A 14,969-nucleotide genomic window follows, 5' to 3' on the forward strand; every position below is an offset into this window, starting at 1 on the left:
AATACTATGCGTACCCGAGCATTCGTCCCTAAATTTTGTTATAAAATGTAGTTTCAGTGGTTTTATGCGGAAAGTTTTTCTTTAAAGTCATTGATGATTCCGCCTTTAAGCAATACGCGTATCTGGCGATCGCTTAACGAGTGCTTCGTGGGTATTGAAACTTCGCCGGTTTCTTTCTTTATAAGCACTTCTATAGTTGCTCTGTTTTCTACCAACTGACGTAAATTTTTAAATTCCACGGTATCTCCTTGCTCTATTTTTTCAAGATCATCAGGATTTTCAAACTCTAACGGCAGAATCCCGAAGTTCACCAGATTTTGCCAGGCGATTCGTGCATAGCTTTTAGCGATCACCGCTACCTGACCCAGATATTTAGGTGCTAAAGCTGCGTGTTCTCTACTACTTCCTTGTGCATAGTTATCACCGGCAACCACGATATGGCCTCCTGTTTTTTCTTTGGTTTCCATCGCACGATCGTAAAACGTCTCATCGATCACCGTATAGCTGTATTTACTGATCTCCGGAAGGTTGGAACGAAATGGAAGTACTTCTGCTCCTGCTTTGAGAATTTCATCTGTAGAAATATTGTCCTGCATTTTCAGTAAAACAGGTACTTCATAGTCACTTTTCAAGGCTTCAATTTCAGGAAGCGACTTGATATTAGGTCCTTTTTTCAGTTCAACCTTACTGCCATCTTCCGCCGGGGCTACCAGCATATCTTCATTAATGATGTGCAATTCAGGATCTTCAAATTGTGGATATTCCATAGCGTAAAGCGAAGCGATATCCCGAGGATCTGTAATTTTTCCGATCAATGCCGAAGCTGCTGCGGTTTCCGGACTACACAAATGCACCTGATCGTCTTTGGTTCCTGAGCGGTCAGGGAAATTACGAGGCATCGTACGTAAACTTATCGTACCACTTGCGGGCGCTTGTCCCATCCCAATACAACCCATACATCCACTTTGATGAAAACGGGCACCCGCCGTGATCAAATTGGCAAAGGCTTTGGTATCGATCATATTCTGAATGATTTGACGGCTGGTAGGATTGATATCAAAAGAAACATCAGGATTGACCGATTTTCCTTTTACAATGGCGCCTGCGATCCAGAAATCACGCAATCCTGGGTTTGCAGAAGACCCGATCACCACTTGAGAAATGGGTTTACCGGCTACTTCGCTTACAGGTACTACATTTCCCGGACTCGTAGGCAGTGCGATCAACGGAACAAGCTTATCCAACTCAATATGCTCGTGCAAGTCATATTCACAACTGTCATCAGCCAGAAGTTCAGTCCAATCTTCCTCGCGTCCCTGAGATTTTAAAAAACGTTTGGTTTCCTGATCACTAGGGAAAACAGTCGTGGTTGCACCTAATTCAGCTCCCATATTGGCGATCACGTGCCGATCCATCGCGCTTAATTCTTGTAAACCTTCTCCATAATATTCAATGATTTTTCCCACACCACCTTTTACATCGTGACGGCGTAGCATCTCAAGGATCACATCTTTGGCACTCACCCAATCGGGTAACTTACCGGTAAGTTTAACACCCATCACTTGTGGCATTTTTACAAAGTAGGGTTGCCCGGCAATGGCTGCAGCAACGTCTAAACCACCGGTACCAATCGCCAGCATTCCTAAAGAACCGGCAGCACAGCTATGGCTGTCACTACCTACCAAGGTTTTTCCCGGTTTGCCAAAGCGTTCCATATGTACAGGATGACTAACGCCATTTCCCGGGCGGGAAAACCAAAGTCCGAACTTTTGCGCTGCACTGTGTAAAAAGGCGTGATCGTCTGCGTTTTTAAAATCGGTTTGTAGCAGGTTGTGGTCTACATATTGTACCGCAACTTCAGTTTTGGCCTGATCCAGATTCATCGCTTCCAATTCTAATTGTACCAGCGTTCCGGTTGCATCTTGAAGCAAGGCCTGATCGATCTTTAAACCGATTTCCTCACCGGGTTGGAGTTTCCCTTCGATGAGATGATCATTGATTAATTTTTGAGTAACATTTAAAGCTTTCATTGCAATTTTTTTGGTTTTTTAAAAGTTAGACAGAATCAAAAAACACCACAATTATTTAACAGCAATTTAGAATCCAGGCGCCCTAAAGCCTTGGTAACTATGCTAACTTTACACTTAAATTAGAAATGCTATCTTAGCACGTGTTCTTGCAAAATGCAGAGCTCGCTTCTTATAGTAATCAATAATAGTTTATGCTCGTCTGGGGAATTTTTATCGCTTTTATTTTAGTTTGTTTAGCTCTTGATCTGGGAGTCTTTAATAAACACGACCATGTGATCAAAAGTAAAGAAGCCGGTATTTGGACCGCCGTTTGGTTTACAATTGCAATGGCCTTTAGCGGTGTGATCTATTGGTTATTTAATACAGATTTGGTAGAGAATCCTACCGGTATTTCTGCAAATACCGCAGTGCTGAAATACATTACGGGCTATTTGATCGAACTTTCACTAAGCATCGATAATGTTTTTGTGATCGCTGTGATCTTTTCCTCTTTTAAAATTCCGCCAAAATACCAACACCGTGTGCTGTTCTGGGGAATTCTGGGCGCTATAATCTTCAGAGCTTTAATGATCGTCTTTGGAGTCGCCCTCATCAATAAATTTGAATGGATCATCTATGTTTTTGGTGGATTCTTATTATTTACCGCCTATCGTATGCTTAAGTCTAATGGCGAAGAAGATTATGATCCACAAGATTCTACGGTTTATAAAACGGTAAAAAAGATGTTTCCTGTGACCACTAAGATGGAAGGTCATGACTTTTTTATTACAGATCAGGGAAAACGGGCAGCCACTCCCCTTTTCCTGGCTTTAATAGTTATCGAACTTACCGATATCTTGTTTGCGCTAGACAGTATCCCCGCGATCCTGGCGATTACAGCCGATCCGTTTCTCGTGTTTACTTCAAACATTCTGGCGATCTTAGGACTGCGTTCGATGTATTTCTTGATTTCGCGTATGCTACAAAAATTCAGATACATTCATTATAGTCTCGTGGTGATATTAGCATTTGTAGGTCTTAAAATGATCTTCTCTCATATGATCGAAGTGCCCGAATGGTTATCGCTGGGCGTTATCGTAGTATCGCTTGTTGCAGGAATTCTGGCATCGATCTATTTAAAAGGCGGTCAGGAACCAGAAGCTGAAACCGCAAAAGCAGAAGAACTTCCGTAGATTTTAAGTTACATTAACGTATAGGTGTCAAAGAAAGCCTAAAGTGTATGGAAGACTTTAAGGCTTTACTTAACTTTAAGGTAATACTTAAAATACAGCTATATATGAACTATAATTTTGAATATCATGATGTTGCCGCTAGTGCAGCATTAGAGGACTTTACCAAAGAGCAGTTAGACAAACTGGTTAATAAATATGATTTTATCGTACGTGCAGATGTCTTCTTTAAGACTGAAAACACGTCTAGCGATGAAACCGGTAAAATCGCGGGAATTCGCCTAAGTGCTCCCGGACCAAGACTTTTTGCAGACCACAGTTCAAAGAGCTTTCACGAGTCTGTAAAAGAAGCTACGCGTGAATTGAATATTCAATTGAAGAAGCGCAAGGATAAAATGAAGTCTCACCACTAAGATTAAAAACTATGAAATCAATAGCAAGAGATGACAATCAGGTAACCTTAATTTACAGCAGTACCACCCGCACCGGTGAACGCACCTACGGGCATATTTCTGCAGTAAAGGATAAGGAATTACAAACTATAGATATTGCCAAAACGCCCTTAACCGGAACGCAATGGGCAGAGCTCGCTGAAGAATTAAATAAACCCCTCAAGAGTTTGTTGAGTTTTGAAGACATTAGCGACGATGATGAGTTAAAGACGGCAGATTATGACGAGAATGATTACATCAATATCATTAAAAACCGTCCGGAGCTGCTGGCACATCCTATTATCATTCATCAGGATGAAGTGAAGCAAGTAACCAACCCTACACAAGCACAAGAATTCTTAGGAGTTGACAGTGCCGGTCTTGACAAAAAAATGATGTATGATGAGCCTACGATAAGCAGTACTACCAAGAAAGAACACTTTATTGAGAAGCCTGAAAACGGCGAACACAATTAAGCAATAAGGTCTTGACCATAAAAAATCCCCGAAATAACATTTCGGGGATTTTTTTGTTGATTGAACCTGCTAAATGGTATAATACCTTGAGGTAGTTTATTGATGAAAAGTTGTTAATCCTGATCTACTTTAGCCAAGGGTTGTATGCTTGGTTTTATTTTCTCGTAGAGCTCAAATTGATATTCCGTAAGCACCTCACTCATAGAACCACTTTCTTCTTTACTAACGATATACAGCCGATCGAGCATCTTTTTGCCTTTATAATTCTTCTTGATCTCTTCACGCTTGATTAAGTAATCTGCAACATTCGATTTAAAAAGCAAATCCTGCTTAGGCGTAAGTCCCAACTTCTTGGTGTAGATCTTGGTTAAAGAATCGGCTTGTTTTTCAATATACTGAGGTTTTTCTTCAATGTATTGAATTTGAGCCTGAGCGGTCAAACCCAAAACTGCGAAAGTAAGTAGTAGGATTAGTTTTTTCATCGGTGCTTATTTTGATTCAAAATTTCCGTTAAAAGCAAAATCGGTTATGCTCATACGGCTACGCTCTTGCTCTAATTCCTGTTCTTGCAGTCCTTCTGGAAGGCTTTCAACAGCGCCTCCATAACGACCAAATGCAACAGCAGTAGCAACTTCAAAATCTTCAGAAAAATCAAATTCCTGATGTGCCTTTTCCTGATCTAAACCGCCCATATGATGCGCCGCAATCCCATTATGGTTGGCTTGTATCACCACATTGCCCATAAACAAACCCAAATCGTGCATTGCGTGATAGTAAGGTTCACCATCTTTATTGGTCTTCTTAAATGCAGTAATGAATAAAGCCTGAGCATTTTTTGCCCAATCCTGATTAAAAGGAATCAAACAGCTTAAAATGCGCTCATAGACCGCATCTCCTTTGAGTCCGTAAATAATACGCCAAGGTTGTTGATTGTACGAACTAGACGCCCAGCGGCCTGCTTCAAGCAATTGCTTGACTTCAGATTCACTTAAAGGCACGTCATCAAATGCACGTGGACTCCAGCGTGATTTGATTTCGTCCATAATGTCAAACTCGGTAGGTGTAATTTTGGTAATTTTTTCCATAAAGTAATTTTCAAGGCTTACAGTATGCAAGCAATTTTTGATTGAAAATAAAACTTTACCGAAGTTTTTTACCCGGCTTTAACGAGTATTAACGTGCGCAAGATCTATTTTTAACGCGCTGCTAACTTTTGCTCGATGAGACTAATAGAAGCCGAAACGGTTTCCATTTTATCAAGCTCGTCGTCTTCTATGGTAATATCAAAAGCATCTTCTACATCAAGAACAATATCAACAAGATGTGTAGAATTGATGTTGAGATCAGTTACAAGATGGCTTTCTGGGGAGATCGCGTCAGGGTTAACATCTTCAGGTAAATACGGTTGAATGATCTCTTTTAATTGGGGATAAATATCCTGACTCATATATAAATTTTACTGAATTATATTTTTAAAAAGATTTAAAAATAAGACAACAGTTTACATCTCCAAAACCAAAACTGGCTTTTGCCAAATAATTAAAAGCTAAAGGCGTCTTTTTCTTTGGAATACGACTTTCAGAAATATGCTCTAAAATTTCTGGATGTACTTCATTCAGGTTCACATTCGGAAATAAAAATTGTTGCTTAAGCTCTAATACCGAAGCCACACTCTCAATACTTCCGGAAGCCGCCAGACAATGCCCGGTCATCCCTTTCAACGAATTGATATAGGGAAAGTCAACACCAGAGCGCCCTAAAGCTTTACTCCAATTCTCGATCTCTAGTCCGTCTTTGGTAGTCGCGGTAAGATGCCCGTTGATCACTTCGATCGCTGAAGCTTCAATTTCTGCATCGCTTACAGCGTCTTCGATACAACGTCTTACCGCTATGGGATTAGGCGCGGTCATGGAGCCTTCATTACGTTGACCACCGCTATTGCTCGAGCCACCTAAAATTTCAGCATAGATGGTTGCGCCGCGTTCTTGAGCACTTTCAAGACTCTCGAGCATAAGTGCTCCGGCTCCACAGCCGGGAACAAAACCTGCTGCATCTGCCGCCATAGGTCTGGAGGCCTGAGTGGGTTGGTCATTAAATTTTGAAGGTAATATGCGTAAAGCATCAAAGCCACCCCAAACATACGGCCCGCCGTCGCTAGAGCTTCCTGCCAACATACGTTTGGCCTTACCGTATTTAATACGTTCATACGCCATCAAGATCGCTTCGGTTCCTGTGGTACAAGCGGCAGAATTAGAAGTTACCAAATTACCCAGTCCCAGCATTCCGCCTAAGTACGCGCTTACGCCGCTACTCATCGTTTGTTGCACGCTGGTACTGCCTAACCTTCGCGTATTCCCTTCATCTATTTTGTAGATGCTTTCGCGGTACTTATCCACTCCCAAGGAACCTACGCCAAAAATGGTTCCACTATCAAAATCGCAAGTTTCCTCGTCAATGGGAAGCCCTGCATCTTGCCAGGCTTCAACGCCGGCTACGACGCCGTATAAAATACCGGCAGAATTGAAATTACGCAGTTGTAAGGGCGTAAAATAGTTTGATTTGATGGTCTCTGAAATCAAAGGCATCCCACCGATCTGACAGGAAAATTTGAGTTTCTCGAGTTCGCTAAAGAATCTAATCCCGCTCTTTCCTTGCATTAAAGCTTCGGTAAATGCGTCAATACCCACACCATTAGGCGCACAGACGCCCAACCCGGTAACCACTACCCTAGTTTTACTCATCACCAGGTTTTAAGATTCCGGAGAAAATACCACTGCACACCACTTCTTCAGCTTCATTAAGCATCTTAACTTTAGACTTTAGCTTATGAAACCTAAAATACTCTAAATCAGATACAACAGTAACTTTTTCGTTTGGAAAAACCGGTTTATAAAAACGGGCTTCATTGTCAACCATCGCTACGGTAGAATTGCTTTTGAGATCAAAATTCTTATCGCGTAATAAGTAAATGCCCAGACTCACCAAACCTATTTGCATCATACATTCTAAGAGGATCACCCCCGGAGTTACGGGGAAATTCACAAAATGACCTTTATAAAAGTCATGGCTTTCATCAAAGGTATAATGCCCTACAATATGATTCTGAGACACCTCGGTGATCTGATCTACAAATAAAAAAGGATCAGAATACGGGAGTTTGTTTACGATTTCTGCTTTGGTCACGTTTTAGTTATTAAGGCACTGAAAGCTTCCGATAGGCGAACCGTCTGGAATTTTAGGAGCTGCAACTTCCTCATATTCTTCAGGATCTTTCATAAATCGGCCCAATTCCTGAGCGATATATCGGTCATTAGCTTCTTGTGATAATGCCAATTTCATACTCAAATCTAAGAATTTTGAGAACGTCACCGCCTTAACTTGCGGAATTGCTTTTTTAGAAACTGAAAGTTTTTTTAAATGCTCCAACACTCTGTAATTGATAGTTTGCTGTACTTCAGAAAGATAGCTGTCTGCAGTTTTCTTGTATACCGTTTCTTCAAGAAGTGCTTCTAAAATGACATCAAATGAAGGAAGCGCATCATCCCAAGCGTGTTGAGCTACGATACGATTTGCACGTTCAGGATTTAACAAAAAGTCTAGCGTCATATCGGCTGCAGTTTCCGGAGCTGCCAATGGATCAAAGGTGATGCCGGTGTTCCCTTTAAAACTTTCACGTGTGCGACGATAACCAAAAGCTCGCGGAGGAAATAATGCTAACTTATCTTTAGGAATCGCTAAATAAGACGCGTCTAAAGTCATCAACACGGCAGATAGGGCCTGTTCTTGTTCTTTTGCTGAAAGTGGCGTTACGATCTCCTGCTGCTGATCTCCTTTTACAGCATAATTGTACCGCTGGCCACCTATACTTTTGATTGCTGCTTCGGTTTGATAACGGTGATAGAAATATAGCGGAACAAATACATCTTCTAAAGTACTGAAAGCCTCTCCCGTTTTAATATTATCTTCAGAAAAATTACTGATCGCTTTTTTACGCAATGCTAAAACATCTTCCAGTTCTTCAGCGGCATTTGCGCCATTGTCCCAAAGATGCGCGTCAGGATGTGCGCCTGTAGCTGCCCGTGCATCGCTATCTGTTATAAAACGCAAGCCCTCTTTTTCGGCAGTTTCTAAAACATCATTAAGATACCAGGATTCAGTCATTCCTTTCGGAACAGTTCCATAGCTGTAAGCCACAGTTACTTTATCCCAATCTCCAATTCCCACCGCATAGGCATCGCTAAAGTCTATTTTTCCATTTTTTAATCGAATGGTTGGATGTGGATAATCCATCACCGAAGCACGATCTGCTACACTGGCAGCAAAATTATGTGCAAAGCCTAAGGTATGACCAACTTCATGCGCCGATAATTGTCTTATACGCGCCAAGGCCATCTCAAGCATAGGTTCATAATTGTCATCAGAATCAGCAAAAGGCGCATTCATTAAAGCCTGAGCGATCATAAAATCCTGACGAATACGCAAACTACCTAAGCTTACATGGCCTTTTAAAATTTCGCCGGTACGTGGATCAACAACACTCGCGCCGTAGCTCCATCCTCGTGTGCTGCGATGTACCCATTGAATCAAATTGTAGCGTAAGTCTAGCGGGTCTGCATCTTCCGGAAGCATTTTTACCTGAAACGCATCTTTGTAACCAATACTTTCATAAGCTTGATTCCACCAGCGGGCACCTTCTAAAAGCGCTGAACGCACAGGTTCTGGTGTCCCGGGATCTAAATAATAGATGATAGGTTCTACCGGTTCACTAACCGCCAATTCCGGATTTTTCTTTTTTAAACGATGTCTAACGATGATGCGTTTATCTATTGGATCTTGTACCGGAGTTGAATAATCTTTATAGCTGCGGTGAATCGCTCCCGATCTGGGATCAAAAGCACGCACTTCATACCCATCCTCTGGCAATGCGACAAAGGAATGATGCTGCACCACACTAACCGATGAAGCATCTGGAGCCACAGATCTTAGATTACGTCCTTGAGGATCTCCAGTAAACGTCAATAAGGCTTCAAACTCGGTGTTTTTAGGAAAAGCTTTGGTGTTTTTAAGCGCTAGAGCACTTCGAGATTTATCTACTTTGTAATTACCTTCTTTATTTGCTTTCAGTCTTCGGGCAACACCATGGGCATCTTCCATCAAAAAAGGAGTAAAATTGATCACATAAGTATCCCCCTGAGTTTCTTTGATCTCAAAACCGTAGAGTACCGACTTCGCAAAGGCCTCCTCCACCGATTCTCTTTCGGCAGCATTATCGGTGATCGCGCGATAGTCTTGATTGGGTTGTACTAATAAAAGCTTATTCCCGGCTTTTACAAACTTTACGATCGCGGTACCGCCTAACTGGCCGCGGTCTAAGCCAATATCATTAGAGCCTAAACCACTTTTTAATGCGTGCACATAGATAAACTCTTGATCTAGCTTGTCAACTTCAAGGTAAAGTTCATCTTCAGATTCATTATAATGAAAATTGAAAAAGCCATTATAAGCTTTAAGGTCTTTCTTTTTCTCAAGAAATTGCGCAGAGGCTAGCGAGCAGCACAGTAAAAAAAGGAGGGTAATGTTCTTTGTCATGGAATTAGCGTTTTAGGAGAAGCTAGTTACTTAAAATAAGATGAATTTGAAAAGCCGGAATCTAAAATTCAAATAAAATTAAAAATAGCCAATAAAACTGACGATAACGCACTTTATCGTCTTATAATTAAGAATTAATTATAGACTTTTAGTAAGTAAATTCTTAATTTACCTAAAACTAATCGTCCATGTCAACTACCCAACAATCTATCTTTTCATCTTATGAAAAAGATCCTAAATTTTATGATGAGATTTTTGATGAAAAAGGTAATGTAAAACAGGTTTATCAAACGCTTTTTGATTTGTATAGCGGGCATTCTAGTCAGGATTTTGCTAAACTAAATGAAAAAGCAAAAGCTTCTTTTTTTAATCAGGGAATTACCTTTCAGGTATACAATGACCAAGAAGCCAAAGAGAAAATTTTTCCCTTTGATCTTTTTCCGCGCATTATAGATCCCGAAGAATGGGAGACTATAGAAAAGGGTGTACTGCAGCGTAGTAAAGCGCTTAACCATTTTATTTGGGACATCTATCACGATAAAAAGATCATCAAACAAGGCATTATCCCCTTAGACTTGATCAGCACTTCTGCCAACTATCTTGATCAGATGATTGGTATTGACCCGCCAGGTGGAATTTACAATCATATTTCTGGAACAGACTTGATCAAACATTCTGATGGCAAATACTATGTGCTTGAAGATAACATTCGTTGCCCTTCTGGGGTAAGTTATGTGATTTGTAATCGTACGGCTTTAAAACGGGCGCTATTTGGCGTATTCAACCATTACAATGCACACACGGTTACCGATTATGCACAGAATCTTTTAGAAATAATGGAATCGGTAAAACCACGCGGTGTTGATGAACCTAATTGTGTGGTGATCACGCCGGGAGTGTATAATTCTGCCTACTATGAGCATTCCTATTTAGCTAAAGCCATGGGTGTCGAGTTGGTTGAAGGACGCGATCTTTTTGTGGAGAATGATTTTGTTTATATGCAAACCATTAAAGGTCCTGAAAAAGTAGACGTGATTTACCGCAGAATAGACGATGCCTTTCTCGATCCTTTAGAGTTCAGGCCGGATTCTGCTCTGGGAGTTCCGGGATTGTTTTCAGCCTATAAAAAGGGAAATGTTTGCCTCGTAAATGCACCGGGTACCGGTTTTGCTGACGATAAAGCCGTGTATACCTATATGCCCGAAATCATCAAGTATTATCTTGGTGAAGAACCCATTCTTAATAACGTACACACCTATCATTGCAGCCGTCCTGATGAATTGAAATATGTTCTTGAAAACATAGATAAACTGGTTATAAAACCGGTTGATGAGGCTGGTGGCTATGGAATTTCTATTGGAAACCGCTTGACAAAAGAAGAGATCGAAAAAGTAAAGCAGACGATAAAAGCAAGTCCACGCAAATACATCGCACAGCCTATTATGAGCCTTTCGGTGCACGCGACCTACATTGAAGACAGCGAGTCTTTTGAGTCGCGACACGTTGATCTTAGAACCTTTTGTTTGTTGGGTGCAGATAAAGAGTTTGTGCTCAAAGGCGGTTTGACCCGCGTTGCACTTAAAAAAGGAAACCTCATTGTAAATTCTTCTCAGGGAGGTGGTTCTAAAGATACTTGGGTACTGAAAAAATAATTGGGAAGCCAACAAATCAATAGTTAAGAAAAACAACTTTTATGCTTGCAAGAGTAGCAAATAACTTATTCTGGATGGGCCGCTATATAGAGCGTGCAGAACATATCGCCCGGTATTTAAATGTAAACTACTTTTCTTCTTTGGATGCTCCCAATGAAAAGTCTCAGTCCCGAGACCATGTGCTGCATTCCTTGCTGTTTATGGCCAATGGGCCGGTGGATGATGATTACGAACTCACAGAGAAAAATGTCTTTTTTGATATTGGTCTTAATTCTGAAAAGCAATTCTCTATTCTGAATTCGATTAAGTACGCACGTGAAAATGCCAATGGCGCGCGAGATTTGATCTCAACCGAACTTTATGAATCGATCAACAAGTTTTATCACTTTGTGCTCAATTATGATAAGGACTTTTTTATAACCAAAGGGCTTTTTGATTTTACCACTCAAGTTGCAGAATCTACTTCGATCATCAGAGGGAAAATACGTGGAACTTTATTACATGACGAAGTCTATGCGATAATTATGTTGGGCGTCAATATCGAACGAGCCACACAAGTCGTACGCATTATTCAGGCTAAATATTATGATGCGCTGAATGCGCAGGGTGGTTATGATAAGAAATTCAGTAAAAGTTATGAATGGACCACTTTATTGAAGTGTATCGAAGCCTATGATATGATGCGCCGCCATTATAAAAAAACACCTACCAGCCTGAGTACCTTGGAGTTTTTAATCTTGAATCCGGAGTGTCCACGCTCGGTGATGAATAGCTTAGTACAAGTAAACAATCACATTTCGGTGTTAAATGAGGATAAATTTCCGGGGAAAGATACAGCCGCCTTTCTCATAGGTAAAACGCACGCAGAATACAGGTTTAAGACCGTAGATACTATAGAAGGCAACGTCGAGGATTTTATCGAAAAGATTCAGGACACGCTAATTGAGATTGCCAAGAAGATCGAAAAAGAGTACTTCAATTATTAGACTATTAAAAGTATCGGTTTTTAGTCTTATTTTTGTCAAGTTAAACCCCCTATACATTGGAATACACTATTAAATACAAAGCGGTCAATACCTATGACGCTTTGATCGACGAAGCCTTCTGGCAATTTTTATTGAGACCGGAAGAAAACACGACCCAAAACGTACGTATGGCGCGATTCACAAATTCAGCAAATGCCATCGTTGACACCTCTACAAACACCTTTGGTTTTCCTATTTGCCGTGTGCATCTTAAAAAACCTTTAGATAAGATAAGTTTTGAGGCCAGCTATATCATCAGTAAACAAATTGAAAATCCCTTTTCTGCTTTAGATAGTGTGGTAAATAGCGTGCATCAAGACCAGATAAGAAGTATCGATTTTAAAATAGAGCACGAGCGTTTCCTTAGCGCTACCCAATTGACACAACTTTTAGCGGACCAAGCTCCATTTTCTTTTGATCAGTCGCGTTCGCTATTTGATAACCTCAATGATTTAAACAGTTGGTTATATCATAATTTTAGTTTTAAAACCAAGGTAACCGATGTGAACACCACTCCCGTGGAATTTATAGAAAAAGGAGCTGGTGTTTGTCAAGATTTTACCCACTTGTTTCTGGCAATTGCACGTTTAAATCATATTCCTGCACGCTATACCTCGGGCTACTTGCACCAAGGCAATGGTTATCAGGGAGACTCACAAATGCACGCCTGGGCAGAATGTTATATCCCTGAAAAAGGCTGGATAGGCTTTGACCCTGTAAACAATTTGATTGCTTTAGAGAACCACATAAAAGTGGCTCATGGAAAAGATTATACCGATTGTGCTCCTATTAAGGGAGTGATTTACGGCAACTCTAAGAAGAATGAAACTACCTACACCGTAGAAGTTGAAGCGCGGGAAGCGAGTGATCCTGATGTGATTCTCACTTCAGAGACCTACGCACCTATGCCGTTTAAACAACAATTGGCTTTTCAAGCACAATGGCAACAGCAGCAATACCAGCAGCAACAGCAACTTAGGCAGCAGCAAAACACTACAGACACTTCTCAGAATTAATCCGTCGCTTTACGCAGAAAATAGTAACTTTCGGCCAAACGGTTAAGCATGATAACGAGCGATCAGATCAAAGATCTTGTGCAGCGCCTTGATGCGCTTAAAATGCACTTGGGAATAGATCAGAAACGAGTAGAAATACAAAACGAAGAAGAAAAAACCTTTGATCCCAACTTCTGGAATGATCCTAAAGAGGCAGAGCAATTTATGCGTATGCTTCGCGAAAAGAAGAACTGGGTAAAAGACTATGAGCAAGCGGTTACCCTTACCGAAGACCTAGAAGTGCTTCTGGAATTTCATAAAGAAGGTGATGCCTCTGAAGAGGAAGTTGATAAGCAATATGATAAAGTCACCCGACTTGTTGAAGCTATGGAATTTAAGAACATGCTTTCTGATGAAGGTGATGATCTGAGTGCAGTATTGCAGATCACTGCAGGAGCCGGCGGTACCGAAAGTTGTGATTGGGCTTCTATGTTAATGCGTATGTACTTGATGTGGAGCGAGAAAAACGGCTTTAAAGTAAAAGAACTTAACTATCAGGAAGGCGATGTAGCCGGTATAAAAACCGTTACCTTAGAGATCGAAGGTGCCTATGCTTTTGGATGGCTAAAAAGTGAGAATGGCGTGCATCGTTTGGTGCGTATCTCTCCTTTTGACAGTAATGCAAAACGCCATACCTCGTTTGCTTCGGTTTATGTGTACCCATTGGCAGATGACAGTATCGAGATCGATATCAATCCGGCAGATATCAGTTGGGATTTTGCCAGATCTTCAGGAGCAGGGGGTCAAAATGTAAATAAGGTAGAAACCAAAGCAATTCTTACCCACCACCCTACCGGAATTGTAATTCACAACAGTGAGACGCGCTCTCAGCTCGAAAACCGCGAGAAAGCTATGCAAATGTTGAAATCGCAACTTTATGAGATTGAACTTAAGAAGCGACAAGCGGCACGAGACGAAATTGAAGCGGAAAAGAAAAGTATAGAATGGGGCTCACAAATACGCAATTATGTATTGCATCCCTATAAACTCATCAAAGATGTGCGCACCGGCGAAGAAACCGGTAATACCGATGCCGTTCTCGACGGAGACCTAGATAATTTCTTAAAAGCCTATTTGATGATGACCGGCCAAAAAGAAACCAGTAACGAATTATAGAGTATGCTTAAAATATATCACAATCCACGTTGTAGAAAAAGTCGCGAAGGACTTGCTATTTTAGAAGAATCAGGAAAAGAATATGATGTTGTGAAATATCTAGACAACCCACCTTCTTATATTGAATTGGCGGCGATCATTGGCAAACTCAAAATTCATGCTATTGACCTGGTAAGAACGACCGAAAAAATCTGGAAAGAAGAGTATAAAGGAAAAGAACTCACCGATGAAGAAATCGTTCAAGCAATGGTTGAGAATCCTAAATTAATCGAGCGTCCTATTGTAATTCTTGACAATGAAGCGGTTATAGGCAGGCCTCCCGAAAACATTAAGAGGCTGTTAAGATAAATCGATTTACTTTAACACAATTTTAACCGAAGCAGATTAAACCAACTTTGTTTTTCTAGTCTAACAATTGAAACCTTA

15 protein-coding genes are annotated in these 14,969 nt (G+C 40.8%); 8 read left to right on the plus strand and 7 right to left on the minus strand.

Translation table 11 applies throughout. The annotated features are described in order from the left end of the window. Window positions 1-62: 62 nt before the first annotated feature. Window positions 63-2,030, minus strand: a complete 1,968-nt coding sequence (locus tag MED217_RS09090; protein WP_009780215.1) for an aconitate hydratase — start codon at window positions 2,028-2,030, stop codon at window positions 63-65. A gap of 191 nt (window positions 2,031-2,221) precedes the next feature. On the opposite strand from MED217_RS09090, the gene MED217_RS09095 reads away from it, so the two are divergent. From MED217_RS09095 to MED217_RS09105, 3 genes are all read left to right on the plus strand, one after another. Next, window positions 2,222-3,202, plus strand: a complete 981-nt coding sequence (locus MED217_RS09095) for a TerC family protein (protein ID WP_009780216.1) — start codon at window positions 2,222-2,224, stop codon at window positions 3,200-3,202. 104 nt (window positions 3,203-3,306) lie between these two features. Next, window positions 3,307-3,612: a ribosome hibernation-promoting factor, HPF/YfiA family gene (hpf, locus tag MED217_RS09100; protein WP_040532695.1), complete on the plus strand. Its 306-nt coding sequence runs from the start codon at window positions 3,307-3,309 to the stop codon at window positions 3,610-3,612. Window positions 3,613-3,623: 11 nt separating this feature from the next. Next, window positions 3,624-4,106, plus strand: coding sequence for an arsenate reductase family protein (locus MED217_RS09105; protein WP_009780218.1), 483 nt, complete (start codon window positions 3,624-3,626; stop codon window positions 4,104-4,106). A gap of 113 nt (window positions 4,107-4,219) precedes the next feature. Here MED217_RS09105 and MED217_RS09110 read toward each other — a convergent pair whose 3' ends face one another. The 6 genes from MED217_RS09110 to MED217_RS09135 form a co-directional block, all read right to left on the minus strand. Continuing rightward, window positions 4,220-4,588 carry a hypothetical protein gene (locus tag MED217_RS09110; protein ID WP_009780219.1) on the minus strand — a complete coding sequence of 123 codons (369 nt, stop codon included), beginning with the start codon at window positions 4,586-4,588 and terminating at the stop codon, window positions 4,220-4,222. A 6-nt stretch (window positions 4,589-4,594) separates the two neighbouring features. Next, on the minus strand, window positions 4,595-5,191 hold the full coding sequence (locus MED217_RS09115; protein ID WP_009780220.1) for a nitroreductase family protein: 597 nt from the start codon (window positions 5,189-5,191) through the stop codon (window positions 4,595-4,597). Between the two features lie 110 nt (window positions 5,192-5,301). Then, a complete protein-coding gene (locus MED217_RS09120) occupies window positions 5,302-5,553 on the minus strand; it encodes an acyl carrier protein (protein WP_009780221.1) in 252 nt (83 codons plus the stop codon). A gap of 25 nt (window positions 5,554-5,578) precedes the next feature. After that, entirely contained in the window at window positions 5,579-6,847 is a 1,269-nt protein-coding gene (locus MED217_RS09125) for a beta-ketoacyl-[acyl-carrier-protein] synthase family protein (protein WP_009780222.1), read from the minus strand. Further along, window positions 6,840-7,289 carry a 3-hydroxyacyl-ACP dehydratase FabZ family protein gene (locus tag MED217_RS09130; RefSeq protein ID WP_009780223.1) on the minus strand — a complete coding sequence of 150 codons (450 nt, stop codon included), beginning with the start codon at window positions 7,287-7,289 and terminating at the stop codon, window positions 6,840-6,842. Before MED217_RS09130 ends, MED217_RS09125 begins: the two co-directional genes overlap by 8 nt. A 3-nt stretch (window positions 7,290-7,292) precedes the next feature. After that, the gene (locus MED217_RS09135) at window positions 7,293-9,695 is read right to left on the minus strand and encodes a zinc-dependent metalloprotease (RefSeq protein WP_009780224.1); all 2,403 of its coding nucleotides are present in this window, start codon (window positions 9,693-9,695) and stop codon (window positions 7,293-7,295) included. A 188-nt stretch (window positions 9,696-9,883) separates the two neighbouring features. On the opposite strand from MED217_RS09135, the gene MED217_RS09140 reads away from it, so the two are divergent. Genes MED217_RS09140 through arsC form a run of 5 tightly spaced genes read left to right on the plus strand, consistent with a single transcriptional unit; the run spans window position 9,884 to window position 14,891 of the window. Then, window positions 9,884-11,347, plus strand: a complete 1,464-nt coding sequence (locus MED217_RS09140) for a circularly permuted type 2 ATP-grasp protein (protein WP_009780225.1) — start codon at window positions 9,884-9,886, stop codon at window positions 11,345-11,347. 41 nt (window positions 11,348-11,388) lie between these two features. Further along, window positions 11,389-12,333 carry an alpha-E domain-containing protein gene (locus MED217_RS09145; RefSeq protein ID WP_009780226.1) on the plus strand — a complete coding sequence of 315 codons (945 nt, stop codon included), beginning with the start codon at window positions 11,389-11,391 and terminating at the stop codon, window positions 12,331-12,333. A 56-nt stretch (window positions 12,334-12,389) separates the two neighbouring features. Continuing rightward, window positions 12,390-13,388, plus strand: coding sequence for a transglutaminase-like domain-containing protein (locus MED217_RS09150; RefSeq protein ID WP_009780227.1), 999 nt, complete (start codon window positions 12,390-12,392; stop codon window positions 13,386-13,388). 48 nt (window positions 13,389-13,436) lie between these two features. Then, entirely contained in the window at window positions 13,437-14,543 is a 1,107-nt protein-coding gene (gene prfB, locus MED217_RS09155) for a peptide chain release factor 2 (protein WP_009780228.1), read from the plus strand. Window positions 14,544-14,546: 3 nt separating this feature from the next. Then, window positions 14,547-14,891 carry an arsenate reductase (glutaredoxin) gene (gene arsC / locus MED217_RS09160; protein WP_009780229.1) on the plus strand — a complete coding sequence of 115 codons (345 nt, stop codon included), beginning with the start codon at window positions 14,547-14,549 and terminating at the stop codon, window positions 14,889-14,891. The last annotated feature ends 78 nt before the right edge of the window (window positions 14,892-14,969 follow it).

It is taken from the genome of Leeuwenhoekiella blandensis MED217 (assembly GCF_000152985.1).
Classification (GTDB): Bacteria; Bacteroidota; Bacteroidia; order Flavobacteriales; family Flavobacteriaceae; genus Leeuwenhoekiella; species Leeuwenhoekiella blandensis.

Excerpts from the sequence above, each read along its gene's own strand:
- hpf (WP_040532695.1), top strand. The coding sequence starts at position 3,307 with ATGAACTATAATTTTGAATATCATGATGTTGCCGCTAGTGCAGCATTA.
- MED217_RS09095 (WP_009780216.1), top strand. The coding sequence starts at position 2,222 with ATGCTCGTCTGGGGAATTTTTATCGCTTTTATTTTAGTTTGTTTAGCT.
- MED217_RS09090 (WP_009780215.1), bottom strand. The coding sequence starts at position 2,030 with ATGAAAGCTTTAAATGTTACTCAAAAATTAATCAATGATCATCTCATC.
- arsC (WP_009780229.1), top strand. The coding sequence starts at position 14,547 with ATGCTTAAAATATATCACAATCCACGTTGTAGAAAAAGTCGCGAAGGA.
- MED217_RS09105 (WP_009780218.1), top strand. The coding sequence starts at position 3,624 with ATGAAATCAATAGCAAGAGATGACAATCAGGTAACCTTAATTTACAGC.
- MED217_RS09140 (WP_009780225.1), top strand. The coding sequence starts at position 9,884 with ATGTCAACTACCCAACAATCTATCTTTTCATCTTATGAAAAAGATCCT.
- MED217_RS09115 (WP_009780220.1), bottom strand. The coding sequence starts at position 5,191 with ATGGAAAAAATTACCAAAATTACACCTACCGAGTTTGACATTATGGAC.
- MED217_RS09125 (WP_009780222.1), bottom strand. The coding sequence starts at position 6,847 with ATGAGTAAAACTAGGGTAGTGGTTACCGGGTTGGGCGTCTGTGCGCCT.
- MED217_RS09135 (WP_009780224.1), bottom strand. The coding sequence starts at position 9,695 with ATGACAAAGAACATTACCCTCCTTTTTTTACTGTGCTGCTCGCTAGCC.
- prfB (WP_009780228.1), top strand. The coding sequence starts at position 13,437 with ATGATAACGAGCGATCAGATCAAAGATCTTGTGCAGCGCCTTGATGCG.
- MED217_RS09110 (WP_009780219.1), bottom strand. The coding sequence starts at position 4,588 with ATGAAAAAACTAATCCTACTACTTACTTTCGCAGTTTTGGGTTTGACC.
- MED217_RS09145 (WP_009780226.1), top strand. The coding sequence starts at position 11,389 with ATGCTTGCAAGAGTAGCAAATAACTTATTCTGGATGGGCCGCTATATA.
- MED217_RS09120 (WP_009780221.1), bottom strand. The coding sequence starts at position 5,553 with ATGAGTCAGGATATTTATCCCCAATTAAAAGAGATCATTCAACCGTAT.